At 62.8% G+C, this 15035-nt stretch carries 16 protein-coding genes; 10 read left to right on the top strand and 6 right to left on the bottom strand.

The genetic code is table 11. From position 1 onward, the window contains the following. Positions 1 to 139: 139 nt before the first annotated feature. Positions 140 to 574 carry a hypothetical protein gene (locus L21_RS05235; protein WP_074369433.1) on the top strand — a complete coding sequence of 145 codons (435 nt, stop codon included), beginning with the start codon at positions 140 to 142 and terminating at the stop codon, positions 572 to 574. Positions 575 to 715: 141 nt separating this feature from the next. Continuing rightward, positions 716 to 1057 (top strand): hypothetical protein, encoded by a 342-nt coding sequence (locus tag L21_RS05230; protein WP_178377687.1) that lies wholly within the window; start codon positions 716 to 718, stop codon positions 1055 to 1057. A 67-nt stretch (positions 1058 to 1124) separates the two neighbouring features. Here L21_RS05230 and L21_RS05225 read toward each other — a convergent pair whose 3' ends face one another. Beyond that, positions 1125 to 2675: a PKD domain-containing protein gene (locus L21_RS05225; RefSeq protein ID WP_083608798.1), complete on the bottom strand. Its 1551-nt coding sequence runs from the start codon at positions 2673 to 2675 to the stop codon at positions 1125 to 1127. Between the two features lie 261 nt (positions 2676 to 2936). Then, positions 2937 to 4445, bottom strand: a complete 1509-nt coding sequence (locus tag L21_RS05220; RefSeq protein ID WP_074369431.1) for a potassium/proton antiporter — start codon at positions 4443 to 4445, stop codon at positions 2937 to 2939. Positions 4446 to 4796: 351 nt separating this feature from the next. Between L21_RS05220 and L21_RS05215 the strand changes: the two genes are divergently transcribed. Both L21_RS05215 and L21_RS05210 read left to right on the top strand, forming a co-directional pair. Further along, positions 4797 to 5834: an AI-2E family transporter gene (locus L21_RS05215; RefSeq protein WP_256712393.1), complete on the top strand. Its 1038-nt coding sequence runs from the start codon at positions 4797 to 4799 to the stop codon at positions 5832 to 5834. Between the two features lie 83 nt (positions 5835 to 5917). Continuing rightward, positions 5918 to 6181, top strand: coding sequence for a hypothetical protein (locus L21_RS05210; RefSeq protein WP_074369429.1), 264 nt, complete (start codon positions 5918 to 5920; stop codon positions 6179 to 6181). Positions 6182 to 6247: 66 nt separating this feature from the next. Here L21_RS05210 and L21_RS05205 read toward each other — a convergent pair whose 3' ends face one another. After that, entirely contained in the window at positions 6248 to 6664 is a 417-nt protein-coding gene (locus L21_RS05205; protein WP_256712390.1) for a cupin domain-containing protein, read from the bottom strand. 325 nt (positions 6665 to 6989) lie between these two features. On the opposite strand from L21_RS05205, the gene L21_RS05200 reads away from it, so the two are divergent. Beyond that, a complete protein-coding gene (locus tag L21_RS05200) occupies positions 6990 to 7580 on the top strand; it encodes a DNA-3-methyladenine glycosylase (RefSeq protein WP_074369428.1) in 591 nt (196 codons plus the stop codon). Here the strand turns inward: L21_RS05200 and L21_RS05195 are convergent. The 3 genes from L21_RS05195 to L21_RS05185 form a co-directional block, all read right to left on the bottom strand. Further along, positions 7562 to 8440 (bottom strand): ATP-binding protein, encoded by an 879-nt coding sequence (locus L21_RS05195; RefSeq protein ID WP_074369427.1) that lies wholly within the window; start codon positions 8438 to 8440, stop codon positions 7562 to 7564. The two genes, L21_RS05200 and L21_RS05195, sit on opposite strands and share 19 nt — an antisense overlap. A gap of 77 nt (positions 8441 to 8517) precedes the next feature. Then, positions 8518 to 10773 carry an efflux RND transporter permease subunit gene (locus tag L21_RS05190; protein ID WP_074369426.1) on the bottom strand — a complete coding sequence of 752 codons (2256 nt, stop codon included), beginning with the start codon at positions 10771 to 10773 and terminating at the stop codon, positions 8518 to 8520. After that, positions 10770 to 11057, bottom strand: a complete 288-nt coding sequence (locus tag L21_RS05185; RefSeq protein ID WP_143727212.1) for a hypothetical protein — start codon at positions 11055 to 11057, stop codon at positions 10770 to 10772. The genes L21_RS05190 and L21_RS05185 overlap by 4 nt, the downstream gene beginning before the upstream one ends. A 54-nt stretch (positions 11058 to 11111) precedes the next feature. Between L21_RS05185 and L21_RS05180 the strand changes: the two genes are divergently transcribed. From L21_RS05180 to L21_RS05165, 5 genes are all read left to right on the top strand, one after another. After that, positions 11112 to 11693 (top strand): TetR/AcrR family transcriptional regulator, encoded by a 582-nt coding sequence (locus tag L21_RS05180; RefSeq protein WP_074369424.1) that lies wholly within the window; start codon positions 11112 to 11114, stop codon positions 11691 to 11693. Positions 11694 to 11764: 71 nt separating this feature from the next. Further along, a complete protein-coding gene (locus tag L21_RS05175) occupies positions 11765 to 13069 on the top strand; it encodes a condensation domain-containing protein (protein WP_256712386.1) in 1305 nt (434 codons plus the stop codon). Positions 13070 to 13166: 97 nt separating this feature from the next. Continuing rightward, a complete protein-coding gene (locus L21_RS05170; protein WP_074369423.1) occupies positions 13167 to 14069 on the top strand; it encodes a metallophosphoesterase in 903 nt (300 codons plus the stop codon). A 156-nt stretch (positions 14070 to 14225) separates the two neighbouring features. After that, positions 14226 to 14363 (top strand): hypothetical protein, encoded by a 138-nt coding sequence (locus L21_RS14075; RefSeq protein WP_178377686.1) that lies wholly within the window; start codon positions 14226 to 14228, stop codon positions 14361 to 14363. Beyond that, positions 14360 to 14866, top strand: a complete 507-nt coding sequence (locus tag L21_RS05165; protein ID WP_074369422.1) for a GNAT family N-acetyltransferase — start codon at positions 14360 to 14362, stop codon at positions 14864 to 14866. The genes L21_RS14075 and L21_RS05165 overlap by 4 nt, the downstream gene beginning before the upstream one ends. The last annotated feature ends 169 nt before the right edge of the window (positions 14867 to 15035 follow it).

Raw genomic sequence — 15035 nt, 5'->3', positions numbered from 1 at the left:
CGCGTGCCCGGCCGCCCGGAGGAAGGAGCGGCATTCAGGTTCACGCTCAAACCGGCAAACCGGGATCCCGTCTCGTAACGATAACGGTGCGCCGACCCGTGGGGAATACCTTAATCGCCCGCGACTGCGACACCTGTGCATGAACACCGTCGCGGTCGGCACCTTTTCCCTCACGTTGCTCACCGGAGCGGTCATCGTGGGAGCGGTCGCAATAGCCCTTGCCGCTCCGCTGTATGCTCCGGCATACCTCGCCGCCGCCGCCCTCCTCGTCGGGACGGTCATCGCGGTCTTCTGCACGAAATGCCCCCTACGGGGGAAAGGATGTCTCCACGTCCTTCCCGGCAGGCTTGCCGCCCTTCTTCCGGCCCGGCAGGGGAAGTATACGGCTGTCGAGATCGCTATAGTCGTGGTTGCACTCCTCCTTATCGCCGCAGTTCCCCAGTACTGGCTGTTCTCGCAGGTTCCGCTCCTTGCACTCTTCTGGGTGCTTGCCGGCACGGGTGCTGTCCTGATCCTTCGCCGGGTCTGCCTGGTCTGCGGTAACAGGTGCTGCCCGTTGCGGCCGAAAGAGTGAGGTGCAAAGACTGAAGGATTTCGGGGCTCCTGCAGCCGTGCATCCCGTAGCACACGTCTTTTACCCTCCCGCCCGGGAATCGGAGATCCCTAAAGACACCCTTTCCAAAATATCTTAATCCAAACAGCAAGCACATTTAGTATGCATCAGCCGGCCGGCAGCGCCTCGCGGCAGCAGTCTACCCTGCTCATGGTCTCGAGCCTCATCTCCGTGGAGCGCACCGGCCCGATCACCCTCGGGATATCCTTCATCAGCATGATCTTCGTCCAGGCGATGCTCACGGTCGCGTCGCACCGCCACGTCACGATGTCGTCCCCGGCGGAGATCCGGATAGACGTGCTTGCCACGGGGTTCGACCTTGTCTTCTTCGCCGTCTTTCTGCTCTCGCTCGCCGTCGTCGCCCTTGCCTTCTTGAGCCGGGACGAGGTTCACGCCGACAACCTCGAAGAAGAGAACTCAGGAATTACAGTCGCCGGAGCGTGACCCCCGTCCCGCGTATCAAGAAGAGAGAGACGGGGATTTTACCTTCCCGCCTCTTCTCTCCAACACGTCAGAAGATCACGAAGGCCTGAGTTGTCGCCCGGCAGGTGTTCCCGTCGTCGAGCGTCACGGTCAGCGTAACCGTATAGGTTCCTTCCGCCGTGTAGTCGTGGGTGACATCCTGGCCGCTGCCGGTCGCTCCGTCACCGAAGTCCCATGCCCAGTCGGTCACGGAGCAGTCGCCCTGGATATCGACGTCGCCGTGGAACGAGTTTCCGCTTGTGGTGATGCTTGCCGAGCAGGAGCAGGGCTCCGGCGGAGCAGCCACCGTCACGTCTGTCGTTGCCCGGCAGGTGTTGCCGTCGTCGAGGGTTGCGACCAGCGTAACCGTGTAGGTTCCCGCCGCGGCGTAGGCGTGGCTCGCGGTCTCGCCTTCACCGGTCGCTCCGTCGCCGAAGTCCCACGCCCAGCCGGTCACGGAGCAGTCCCCGTCGATCGCAGCCGAGCCCGTAAAGGCGACCGGCTGTCCCGGTTCGGCCTGGTCGCGGTCTTTCGCGATGCTTACCGTGCAGGAGCAGTTCTCCTCCGGGAGCGGCGTGACGGTGACGTCACTTGAGGTGTTGCACGCCGTGCCGTCGTCGAGAGTCACGTTCAGCCTGACCGTGTAGGTTCCTGCCGCGGCGTAGGTGTGGCTCGCAGTTCCGCCTTCACCGGTCGCTCCGTCGCCGAAGTCCCACGCCCATGCCTGGACGGCGCAGTCCCCGTTGACCGTGGTCTGATCGGTGAAGTCGACCGTCTCGTTGACGGCAGGGTTCTCCGGGTTCCAGGTGAAGTCCGCCGTGCAGGAGCAGTTCTCCGAGGGAGGCGGTGTGACCGTGACGTTCCCGGACGCATTGCATACCGTGCCGTCATCGAGGGGCACGTTCAGTCTGACCGTGTAGGTTCCTGCCGACGTGTAGTTGTGGGTGACGTCCCGGCCGCTGCCGGTTGCACCGTCGCCGAAACTCCAGGCCCACGCATCGATCCCGCAGTCACCGGCGATCGCGGCGTTCCCGGTGAAGTTAACCGTAGCATTGACGGCAGGGCTCTCGGGGCTCCAGGTGAAGTTCGCCGTGCAGGAGCAGTTGCCGGGCCCGGGCGTCGGCGTGGTGGTTGTCGTGGTGGTCGGGAAACAGACCACTCCCGCAGGGCAGCCGGGGCGCCCCTCGTCGGGGCGCGTGCAGACCGGGTATGCCGCACCGTCACCGTGGAGTTTGAGGAGAACGAGGTCCCACGCCCCGGTCGAGTTGTCGTACCAGGCGACGAGGTCACAGGAGATCGTGGGGTTCATCTGGTCGTAGGAGTCATTCGTGAGCTGGTATTCCCTGCCCGAAGTGTGGTTGAAGAGGAAGATGTCCCAGTTTCCGTTTTTATAGTCGCTATAGACGATCCGACTGCCGGATATATCTGCATGTGAGAGGTTATTCGGGTAAATTTCAAGCGCTCTGGTGATACCGGGCATGCCCGGTTCGCCGCCGGTTAAGGTGCCGGACTGAGGAGCTGCAGTGGCGATCACGGCAATCGAGATGACCGCCACAATGAGAACTATCAGATAGGTTTCAGGTACTCGGGGTTTTCTCATACAATCCCCGGGTGGACTAAACGACACATAATATATAAATATTATTATAAAGGTGGAACATACCCGGTTGCACCCGGGCGGATCACGGCGGAGACCCCGGGCAACTCGAAGTCGGGACCGGCCGGTGACAGGCCGGATCTCTCCGGGGATATCCTCGCGGGACTACGGCGGTGACCTCGCGCCACCTGTGCCCTCTCAAAGATCCCGCAACAGATCGGGTGCAATGCCGGCAAAGGATTTTCGTCCGGTTCCAGGCGGTGTTTACGCTCCCCCACCCGGTGCATCAGGGCCGGGTAGAGTCTCCGGCTCCTCTCTGCAAAGAAGCCTGGTGCGGACGGCATCCGCCAGGTCGCCGATCGTCAGGAAGAGAAGCGTGTCCTCGGCCTCGATGACGGTGCTGCCGCCCGGAACAAAACGTTCCTCCCGCTTCTGCATCATGATGATAAGGGCGCCCTTCGGCAACCCGAGATCGACGACCTGCTTTCCCACTGCCGGAGCGTCGGGGGGGATGACCAGTTCGAGCAACTCGCTCGGGGTATCGGGGTCTACGTCGAACTCCCGGGATAGCCTGCGCGTCTCCTCGAGCGGGGCGGCAAGACCGAGCCACCGGGCGACGGAGGGGATCGACGTCCCGTGGACCAGCGCCGAGACGAGGACGATGAAGAAGACGATGTTGAAGATCAGCTCCGCGTTCGGCACCCCGGCGACAAGCGGGTAGGTTGCGAGGATGATCGGGACCGCGCCACGGAGCCCCACCCACGACACCAGGGCCTTCTCGTTCATCGGCATCTTCCAGGGGAGCAGCGTGAGCAGGACGGAGACCGGCCGTGCGATGAATATCAGGAAGAGCGCGGCGAGGAGGCCCGGAACGATCGTGGATACGAGATCCGAGGGGAAGACGAGCAGCCCGAGCGTGAGGAACATCACGATCTGCATCAGCCATGCAATCCCGTCGTGGAACCGGATCAGGCTCTTTTTGTGGACGACGACGCTGTTGCCCATGACAAGCCCGGCGATGTAGACCGCGATGAACCCGTTTCCACCGACGACGGCGGTCAGCCCGTAGACCAGCAGCACCATCGCGAGGGTGAGCACCGGATACAGCCCCTCAGACTCCAGCTTGAGACGGTTCAAGAGGTGGACGACGAACCTGCCGAGCGCGTAGCCCATGAGTCCCCCGACCGCCATCTGCTGCACGAACATCGGGACAAGATCGAAGATCGATGAGCCCGGGGTAAGGATCAGGCCGATGATGCCGGTGGTGAGCAGGACCGCCATGGGGTCGTTGCTCCCCGACTCAAACTCGAGGAACGGTCGCAGGTTTCCCTTCAGACGCGCTCTTGCCGTCCGGAGGACAGAGAAGACCGCTGCCGCATCGGTGGACGAGACGACCGCGCCAAGGAGAAGACCCGCTAGCGGGGGGAACCCAAGAACCAGGACGGCGAATGCGCCGAGCAGGACTGCAGTCAGAACAACGCCGACCGTCGAAAGAGCGATCCCCGGCCAGAGCACGGGCTGGATCTGTTCCCACCGGGTGTCGAGACCGCCTGCGAAGAGGATATATGCAAGTGCTATAATCCCGATAAGTTGTGCAATCGCCGGATCGTCGAACGGGATTCCGCCGGGACCCTCCGAGCCCGCAAGCATCCCGACGACGAGGAAGATGAGAAGCGCAGGAACGCCGAGTCTCTCCGAGAACTTATTTGCAACGATGCTTATCAGAAAAAGCGCTGCTATACCGATAAATACGAGTTCGAGGGTGACGACCATCTGTGGATAGTATTCGCGCGTACGGTGCTTTAAAATTGCCTCCCCGCTCTTTCGATCGGATGACCCTTCGGGCGGATACCTTCCCGTCGCCGACCGTTTAGCGATCATCGGTACCCGGCACAACCCCGCAGCCCGTCGACGGCGGATCGGAGGGGGCGGGCATGCCGGCGTTCACGGGCAGAGCGGCACTCGCGCTCTCGGGCGACGGGGGAGGATGAGCGGGCGGATCTGATCCGTCGGTCTCGTCGGTTCCACGGTGTATCGCGGGATTGATATAGTATCCGTAAGAACATCTCACTCAGGATGACAGAAACCCCGTTTTTTCCAAGGCGCGTGAGCACCATACTCCTGTTGACGGCACTGGTGTTCCTTATCATCGGGATCGAGGCGATCGGGTACATCATCACCATCATCGCCGTATCGGTGATCCTCGCCATGATTGTGTATCCCCCAACGAAAGCTCTTCGATCGAGGGGATTGCCCGAGGTCGTCGCCGTCGGCGTGGTCACCGTCGTCGCCGGCTTTGCCGTCCTGCTGATCTGCTATCTCGTCTTCTTCTCGTTCGAGACGTTGATCGCAGATCTCCCCCTCTACCAGCGGGAGTTGACCGTCAGGCTATCGGAGATCCTTACCCTTCTGGATAGATATGGAATTGAAACGGGTTCGCTCTCACCGTCTTCGGTAAACCTGCAGGGATTCGTGGGATTTCTCTCCTCATCGGCTATCAGTATCGCGGATCTTCTGCTCTACCTCTTCTTCATAGCAGTGACGACGGTCTTCATGCTCTTTGAGGCGCCGCGGATGCCCGGACGGGTGCGGAAGGTGATGAAGAGCGACGAGACCGTCGAGGCGTTCTCCCGCATGAGCAGGTTCCTAGTCAACTTCGTCATCGTCAGGACCGAGGTAAACCTCGTCCACGGCTTCCTCTTCGGCGCGTTCCTCTGGGTCATGGGGGTGCACGCGGCCGTCCTCTGGGGGGTGCTGACGTTCCTGCTCTCGTACATCCCCTACATCGGGCTGGTCATCGCGGCGCTCCCGGCGATCTTCTTTGCCTGGCTGCAGTTCGGGATATGGGGCGCGATCGCGGTGATTGCGGCCGTCGCGATCCTGAACGCGCTCGTGGAGAACCCGATCTTCGCGCACTTTGCATCGAGGCGCTTCGACATCCCCGCCCTCGTGGTCATCCTCTCGGTCATCTTCTGGGGATGGGCGCTCGGTGTTGCCGGGATGATCTTCGCCGTCCCGCTCACCCTCATCGTCCTGATGGTCGCCCAGTCGAGCGACGACTGGGCCTGGGTGAACACGATCCTCGGCGTCGACCACCTCTTTACAGGAGAGCCGGCTCTTCCGGCGGAGACACGGGAAGCCGACGCACCACCGGCGAGGTAAACCGGCAGGCCCGATTTTTTTCCTGCCGCCGCCACGGGGAAGGTTGATACCCTCTTCGCGCCCTCCTCTCCTGAGGAGTGAGCATGCTACACACACGCGCAATCATCAAAGAGATCTGGGACGCACAGGGCTACGGGAACCTCGCCGTCTGGGCGGATGGAACGACCTCCGTCGTCGCCCCGGGCGAGAGTCCAGAGAAAAACGGAACAACGCTGCTTGCGATATTCAAGCCCATCCCTCTCGTGGCGGGATTTCCGATGCTCGACTTCGCCATCCACGACCCCGATCTGCTGGAACGGATCGAGACGGCGATCAGGGAGGCAGGCGGCGAGATCGAGCGGGACTGAGGACGTCCCCGCAATTTATCGTAACTACAAAAAAAGAGATCCGGTTTTAGAGCAATTGTGGAAGGATCACTCCGTCGTCTTTCCGTCGAAGTGCTCGTCGTCCGCCATGGCTTCTTCACGGGTCTTGTGCACGACCTTGTCCCGGTGCTCCGGCGGGGAGTAGATCGTGTAGAGCTTGAGGGCGGCGGTCTTTGAGGTGTTGATCACGTTGTGCTTTGCCCCGTTCGGCACGACCACGGCGCTGCCGTCCTTCACCTTGTATTCGGTGTTGTCGATGACGACCTTCCCCTCCCCTTCTTCGAACCGGAAGAACTGGTCGACGTCGTCGTGAACTTCCTCGCCGATCTCCTCGCCGGGCTTCAGGCTCATCAGTACGAGCTGGCTGAATTTGCTCGTGTAGAGGACCCTGCGGAATTCGGTGTTCTTTACGGTTTCAGCCTCGATATCGATTGCAAATCCTTTCTTCATATTCAGAACCTCCATGTAAGCAGGTTTGTTTTTGTTGTGGGTGGTAACAATATTCCATTATGCCGCCACTGCTATTAAACATTAGCCCGTTTCAGGTCTCTCGAAGACCAAATGAATCCGGAGATGGCTGCATCGGGCAATTAGAGCGACCTATGCATCCAGAAAATTATTCAGCGGCCGGGTCCCGGGACTCCCATGGCCGGGGAGAGCGGGCGGCATGGGTCTACCGGTCCATATTTTCTGCCGTGCAGTTCAAAGGGACTTCAGTGCCGGTTCGCCTCCGCCCGGAACCTTGATGGGCAGGCGGAGGCGACCTTTCAGGATACGACCGGAGATCACCATGATCCTTCCACCATCATTCTACGAACGCGACACGGTGACCGTCGCAAAAGACCTGCTGGGGTGCCTGCTTGTGCACCGGAACGAGACAGCGACGATGGGGTGGATCGTCGAGGTCGAGGCATATCTCCGGGACGACCCGGCGGCCCACTCGTACCGTGGAGAGACGCCGCGGAACCGGGCGATGTTCGGGCCGGCGGGCCACGCCTACGTCTACCGGATCTACGGCCTGCATACCTGCGTCAACGTCGTGACCGGCCCTGAGGGGACGGGGGAGGCGGTCCTCGTCCGGGCGCTCGAGCCGGCCGGCGGGATCGAGTTCATGCAGGCGCGGCGGGGAACGGACGATCCGCTCGCGCTCGCGAGCGGGCCGGGCAAACTGACGCAGGCGCTCGGGATCACAATGGATCTCGACGGAACCCCCCTCTCCGGGGGGCCCCTGCAGATCTGGTCGCCCGAGAGCCTCTCCGACCGCCGGCCGGAGGGCACAGACGGGGAGATCGTGCAGACAACCCGGATCGGGATCACGAAGGCGGCAGACCTCCCCCTCCGATTCTACCGCAACGGGAACCGTTACATATCGCGGCGGTGACCGCCGCCGGGGCCCCGGGGCCGGACCATGCTCCCTTCCACTGCCTCGCCCTGCAGCGTTATGGTCTGCTCGGCCACCGGGATCTCTTTCTTCGCACGGTTCAGGGCCTTGTCCACGATGTAGCGTACCCCGCTGCAGCAGGGCACCTCCATGTGCAGGACGGTGATCGACCGGATCGTGTGCCGCGAGAAGATCTCGGCAAGTTTTGTGATGTATCCCTCAATATCCGCATCCAGTTTCGGGCAGAAGATGATCAGGATCCTCCCCTGCAGAAAGTCCCGGTGAAACTCCGGGTAGGCGAAGGGGACGCAGTCTCCGGAGACGAGGAGGTCGGCGTCATCAAAGTAGGACGCAGCGGGATTGACGAGCGTCAGCTGGACCGGCCACTGCCGCAACGCCGACTCTATTCCTGCGGCACGCCCTGTCTCCGCGACCTCTCTCTCCGGGATGCTCCTTGCCACGGTGCCCGGGCACGCTGCCGGGGCTGCGTGTCCCGGTTCCACCCCGTGCGCGGGGACCGGGATCTCGTGGGCGGCGAGATACTCGATCGCCCGGTGGTAGAGGGCCTCCTCCCCGTGGCCGAGGAGATGCTCCAGGTGCGCCTTGATGACACCCATCCCCTGCGGGACAATCTTCTCCATCACCGCCTCCTCGCTATAGGGCCCGGCCTCCCGTTCGATGACGGAGATCGCCCCTTCAGGGCATGTCCCGATGCAGGCGCCGAGCCCGTCGCAGAAGAGGTCGCTCACGAGCCTTGCCTTCCCGTCGATGATCTGAAGCGCTCCCTCCGGGCAGTCGGGTATGCAGAGCCCGCACCCCGTGCACTTCTCCTCGTCGATATCGATGATCTTTCGCTTCATTCTGGGTCTCCTGCATCCACCTCCTGGCCGCTTATCAATCAAATAGATTTGCAGCAGAAGGATGGGAGCAGGCCGCGTTATGTCTCGGCCGCGGCCCCGCTCCGGTGCCCGGAAGGCTCCGGCGCCCTGCGCAGCACCAGGGCGACGACCGCAGGCATGACAATGATGCCGCCGACGAGCGAGAAGAAGATCGTGATCACGGTCGTCTGCCCGAACCCCGCTACAAGGGAGAACGAGGACGCGAGCATGGACGAGAACCCGAATATCGTCGTCAGCCCGGATATGGTGATGGGGATCCCGTTCCGGGTCACGCCCTCGCGTATGGCCTCGTAGAGCTCCAGGCCTCTCTCCATCTCCTCCCGGCACCGCTCGAGGATCAGGACGGTGTACTCCATCGCGAGGCCGATGGTCATCGAACCGAGGCACGCCGTGAGCGGAGTGTACGCGATATCGAGGGCGTACATGATGAGATCGTTCCACCCGATGATCATGACGACAGGGAGGAGCGGCGCGAGAGAGTCGAACCGGCGGTATACGACAATCATGAAGGCGGCGATCAGGATCAGGCCGAGGACGGTCATCTGGTTCTTTGAGTGGATGATCCCGTCGTAGAGATCGCCGTAGACCGTCGATCTGCCCGTGGGCTGAATATCCAGTCCTGCCGGCGGTTCGAGCCAGACGATGTCGCTCCTGAGCCGGTCGATGAGGGCGCTCACCGCGTCCATCTCCATATCGACCGTCGCGAACTCGATCACCGCACCGGTATTGCCCGAGAGGTATGCGCCGCGGACTTCGGCGGGGATACGCGCGACGACCGCTTTTATCCCGGTTGCTGATGCAGGCAGCGACCCGCCGTTATACTCCCGGATAAGGGTGGCGATGCTGGCATGAGCGGTGATCTCGTCCCGGTGCGCCGCTTCATACGTTCCGAACGCATCGATCCACTCGATGACCTCCGGATCGAGGATATCGCTCCCTCTGATCATCACCGGCACAGTGGACGTCCCGCCGATCGCCCGTTCCACCTTCTCGAGGCTGACCCGTGCAGGCATGGTCTCGGGGACGAAGGACTGCTGGTCGACGTTGATCCCGATGGCGCCGTCGTACTGGATCCCGGCGACAGCGAGGAGCGCAAAGAGAAGAATAACCGGAACGGGATGCCGTGCCACCCTGACCGCCAGATCGCCGAGGAACCGGCTGTAGCCCGCGAGCGCTCCCGTCTCCGGAGCCTCCGCCGGGCCCGGCCGACCATTCGGCCCCCTGCCGTAGCCGAAGATGGCGAAGAAGGCAGGTATGATGACGATCGCGAGCAGGAAGCACGAGACGACCCCGATAAGGCACGCGGTCCCGAAGTCCCTGATCATCGGGAGCGGAGCGGAGAGGAGGGCTACGAACCCGAGAGCGGTCGTGCACATGGCGATCAGGATCGGGCCGGCGTGGGAGAGCGTGGCGACGATCGCGTCGTGCAGACTTTTGTCCTGAACTTCTTCATGGAACCGTGAGTGGAGTTGCACCCCATAGTCGATCCCGAGACCGATGATCACGGGGAACGATCCGATGACCGGCGAGGTCACCCGGAGGTTGAAGAACCCGAGAGTGCCGAACGTCATGAGTATCCCGCAGAGGATGATCCCCACGGGAAGGAAACGGTGGCGGACGTTGGTAAAGAGCAGCCCGATTGCCGCGACCATCAGGGCGAGGGCAATCCCTATCAGCAGGCCCATCTCTTTGCGCATGGCCTCCTGCATCTGTACATCAAACGCGGGATCGCCGGAGATCGAGACGCTCACGCCGGGGGGTGGGGACGAGACTGAGACGATGGTCTCGATGGTATCGAGAACCCGGGTTTTTGCGTCGTCGGAGAGGTCGGGCTCGAGGGTGACGAAGAGGAGGGTCATCGTCCCAGAAGGCACGTACCGTGCCCGGGCTGCCTGCGGGAGGCGGGAGATCGTTTGGACGACTTCTGCCTCCGTCCCGGGGATGCGACCGTCGGTCACCGATCGTATCGCCGCGGGAAGCGACCGTATCCCGTCCACGTAACGTTCGTCAGCGATATCCATGCCGAGGGTGTCGACGTACCGGAGAAGTGCGGGGTCCCGCACGTTCTCCGACTCGACGATCAGGATGACCAGTTCGGTTCCGAACGTCCGGGTGTAATGGTCGAGCAACACCCCCCCGGGAGAGTCGGCGTCGACGAACGTCTCGATGCCCGTCTCCATCCGGATCGAGGAAGCGCCGTAGAGCGAGAAGACCAGCAGCGAGACGACCAGGCCCGCGACAAGGTACGGGCGGCCGGCGATGAGCCTGCCGAGAGACCCGAACGCCGCCTTCATCGTTCGCCCTCCCGCTCGACCGCCCGGTGTAGCAGTTCGACGACGGTGCACAGGAGCGCGGGCGGTCTGTCGCCGCTCTCCTCCCAGACGGCCGAGGTCAGGTAACCGTTCTCCGGAGAGCGGAGACACTCGAAGAACCCTATCCCGCAGTACTCGCGAACCAGAGCCTCGAAGAACGCGAACTCCTCTTTCTCTTCCAGAAGGCCCTTACAGCCGATATGTGGTCCCTCCTGCGGCTCCCCCGCCCCTGACACATACGTAATAAAATCTGACACATGCGTCACTATTCAGAGTACGGATCGATCGTATATAAGATTACTGACACATGTGTTAGTATCATGCCAAAGGTCGTGCCCGAGTACAAGGACGAAGCAAGGCGCAGGATCATCGAGGCCGCGATAGCCGAGGCGGACGAGAAGGGGTTCTCCAACCTGAAGATGGAGGACGTCGCCGCCAGGCTCGGCATCTCGCGTGCAACGCTCTATCTCTACGTCAAGAGCAGGGACGACCTGATCTCTTCCGCCCTCGCCTACATCCGGTCCCGGCTCTCGGAGAGCCTGCATGATGCCTGCTCTAAAAATACTCCCGAGGGCATGTTCTCCGCGATCTTTGATCACGTCATCTACCCCGAAGACGAAACAGGAATGAAAGCGGTCATCGAACTCTTCGCCGGTGCCGTGCGAGACGACTCCCTCCATGATGCCGTCGGGAAGAATTATCGGGCCATCCACGATCTCCTCACTGCTGTTCTCGAAGAAGAGAAAGCCGCAGGACGCCTCTCCGGCGACCTCGATACGGACCTCTCTGCAAGGATCATCATCTCCGTCATTCTCGGGATCAGGATGGGATCGGCGGCAGGACTCAAACGGGACGAGGCGCACCGGGTCTGGGAGGCCGCCGTCCGGAAGATTCTGGAGTAGCACAGCCTCTCCCGCACGAGGGCGTGCCGAATAAGAAGCAGTTATCCCGCAACCAGGAGATGGTTAAGGTGATGTCTGCCCCGCCTGTCCGCCACCCCGCACCCGCCTTCGACGTCTTCAACGTCTACTTCGAGCGCATCTACGACCCGACGATGCACGTCGTCTTTACACTCGACGGCGAAGTCGACGCCGAAGCCATGAGGGAGGCGACGATGAGGCTCGTTGCGTCCGATCCCTACCTCCGGTCGCGTTACGCGGAGGTTGACGGCCGGCCGGTCTGGGAGGAGATCCCGGAAGAACTGTGGGATGGAGCGTTCGTCCAGGTCCCGGCCGGCGACGACGAGCCTCTCACGACACCTCCCCCGCCCCTCGACGTCCGTTCCGGGCCGCAGGTGCGGGTCAACCTCTACCGGAGGGAGGAGGGGGATATCGTGGCCGTCACCTGCCACCACGGCTTCTGCGACGCCACCGGCGCCCTCACCCTTGCCCGGGACCTCTTTGCCGTCTACCGGGGAATCGTGGACGACCCTGGGTTCCGGCCGCCGTCCCGTGCTCCTTACGAGCGGAACACGGACAGGGTCCTTGCGCTCTACTCGGAGGAGGAGCGGCGACAGGCGCTCGCGGAGGAGGAGCCGTTCGTCGACCGGTGGCGCTTCCCCATCGAGCGGACCGGGAGGGGGACGCCCCGTGTCGCCCGCCGGACGCTCGCGCCGGAACGGCTCGGGCGCATAAAGACGTTCGGGAGAGAGCACGGGGCTACGGTGAACGACGTCCTGATCGGTGCGTTCTTCCTTGCGTTCCAGAAGATCCGGGACGACCCCTCAGACCGGGGAGCGCCCCGGTCGTTCCTGACCTCGGCCGATCTGCGGAGGAAGTATCCCGGCCTCTACGATGATGCTCTGCTCACGAACCTCTCCATCGCCTACGAGGCCACCCTCTCTGCCGGGGAAGGGGCGCAGCTCCCGGAGATCGTCGGCCCGGTGACGGCAATAACGGCCCGCAAAAAATCAGGGAGCCTCGGCCTCGCGACCATCCTCTTTTACGAAGAGATCATGGCCGGCGGGATACCGGCGGTGCGGACGTTCTTTGATCAGATGATCGAGCGGTATGGGGCGTCCGGCCACAAAAACCCGGTCTTTTCAAACCTCGGTGTCTTCGATCCCGGCGACTATCTCCCGGTCCCCGGGAAGGACGGTGCGACGCTCGGTATCCGGGATATCCAGTACCTCCCCTGCGTCTGCTGGCCGTACGGGTTTCTGATGATCGCCTCCACCTTCCGCGATCGCCTGACTCTCGGCACGGCCTACGAGAAAGGGCCTTACTCGACGGCCGTCGTGGAGCGGTTCCTCGAGTACGTGGACGGGTATCTTCCGTGAGGAGGAGTGCGCGACATTGAGACGCGCCGGGGACGCGTGAGCGGCGCGGCCAGAACCGACCGCGAGACCTATCACCCCCGGTGAGCAACACCGGGTCATGCCGCAGACGAGGATACTTGCGTTCAGCGATCTCGCGTGGGGGACGCGGGAGAAGGGGTCAGCCGGCGGCCGGGTCGGGATCGGCTCGTTCCTCCGGCCGATCGAGGAGACCGATCCGGCAATCGTCATCTTCGCTGGCGACGGCGCCTACGACCGGTGTTCGCGCTCAAGGCTCGACGAGACGGAACTCTTTCTCGGACTCCTCCGCGAGATCGCGGCAGGAGGTCGGCACTGCGTCGTCGTCGAGGGGAACAACGACGACACGATGGGCACCTACGGCCGCGTCCGGGATGCGGCAAAAGAAAAACCCCACATCCACGAGATCTCGGGGAAGGCGGAGACCGTCCAGGGCATCCGCTTCCTCGGCGTTCCCACCGGGAAGGAGAGGAGGATGGCCCGGTCGGCCGAAGGGCCGGTCGATATCGTCGTCGCCCACGCCCCTCTCGCCGACCGGATATGGCTCTTCGACCTCCCGGCGGCGTGCATCCTCACCGGCCACTACGGGATGATGATTGCCCGGATCGCCGGGAAGGCGTATGTCGCCCTCGACTGCTCCCCGGCCTCCTACGCGGTGATCGACTGGGAGGAGGGGTGGCGCCGGATCGGGTATGCCGCAGGATCGTGCCGGATCGAACTGCATCCGGCGGAGGAGGGCGCTGCGACCGGCTGCGACCCGAACGAACTCCGGGACCTGACGGAGGGCCGGGGAGCGCTCTCCTACCGCGACGAAGTCGAGGTGCTGCAAAGGGCGAAGCGGGAGGTCGCAACACTCGGGCGGGAGGAGGTCTCTCGGCGTCTGCTCGGCCTCGGGATTAAAAAGACGCATATCGAGCGGTACCTCGGGAAGAGGAGGGCAAGGCCGTCCACCCCGGCGGCCCGGTCGAGAAACGGTGTCAGGTAGCCGTCACACATGGCGCACCTTCCTACGGCAGAACGCGATATGCATTAGAACCGACGGTTTCTCTGCTTGTGACGAACCGAACGGTAAGATAAAATGTGCCCTTTGGGAATATAGGAGGTACGGGTAATCCGGCAACCAATATTCATCGGAGCAACTATGACCAACACAAAGAACGGCAGGACCTTCCGCTGTCCGGTTGAAGCAGCGCTCAACGCCTGGGGGATGCAGTACCCCGGCATCGACGGCGCGACCGCACCGGGATGCCCGGCGAAGACAGGGAGAGAGGAGGCATGACTGCACCGGTGCCTCCCGTCGAGTACCGCACCACGGATATAACCGGGATCGAAGTGATCCGCCCGCTCTGGAACCGGATCTGCGACCACCACCGCATCCGTGCGCGGACGTTCCGGGCCTTCTTCGAGCACACGACCTTCGACGACCGGAAGGTGTACTTTGTCCGGTGTGCAGAGACAGGAGACCTGCGGGTCGACCTGGCCTGTGATCCAGTAGCGGGCCGGTGCGTCGGGTACTGCGTAACCTCGCTCTCGGCAGATCAGATCGGGGAGATCGAGTCCCTCTACGTCGACGAGGCCTACCGCTCGCAGGGTATCGGCACAGCACTCGTCCGCCGGGCACTTGCATGGCTGGACGAGAACGGCTCGGTCGAAAACCGGGTGGCGGTCGCGGAAGGAAATGAGGAGGCCTTCCCGTTCTACCGAAAGTTCGGGTTCTATCCCCGCCGAACGGTGCTCGAACAGGTGCGAGGGAGCGCACCCCCTCAGCGGCCGGAGACGTGAGATTCTCCCGGCCGGCAGCCATGATCTTCCGATAAACCCCGCGTTTTTATTCGCCCGCAGGGCCGCTGGAGCAGAGTCCGACCGAGGGGTGCATGCCGCCGTCGAGCATGCTCCGCGCACGGATTGAGCGGCAGAGGGATACGAGTACCGTATTGTTTATTCCCCTTCC

Origin of the sequence: Methanoculleus chikugoensis (assembly GCF_900095385.1) — an archaeon.
Lineage (GTDB): Archaea > Halobacteriota > Methanomicrobia > Methanomicrobiales > Methanoculleaceae > Methanoculleus > Methanoculleus chikugoensis_A.
This window is presented reverse-complemented; position numbering and strand designations above follow the sequence as displayed.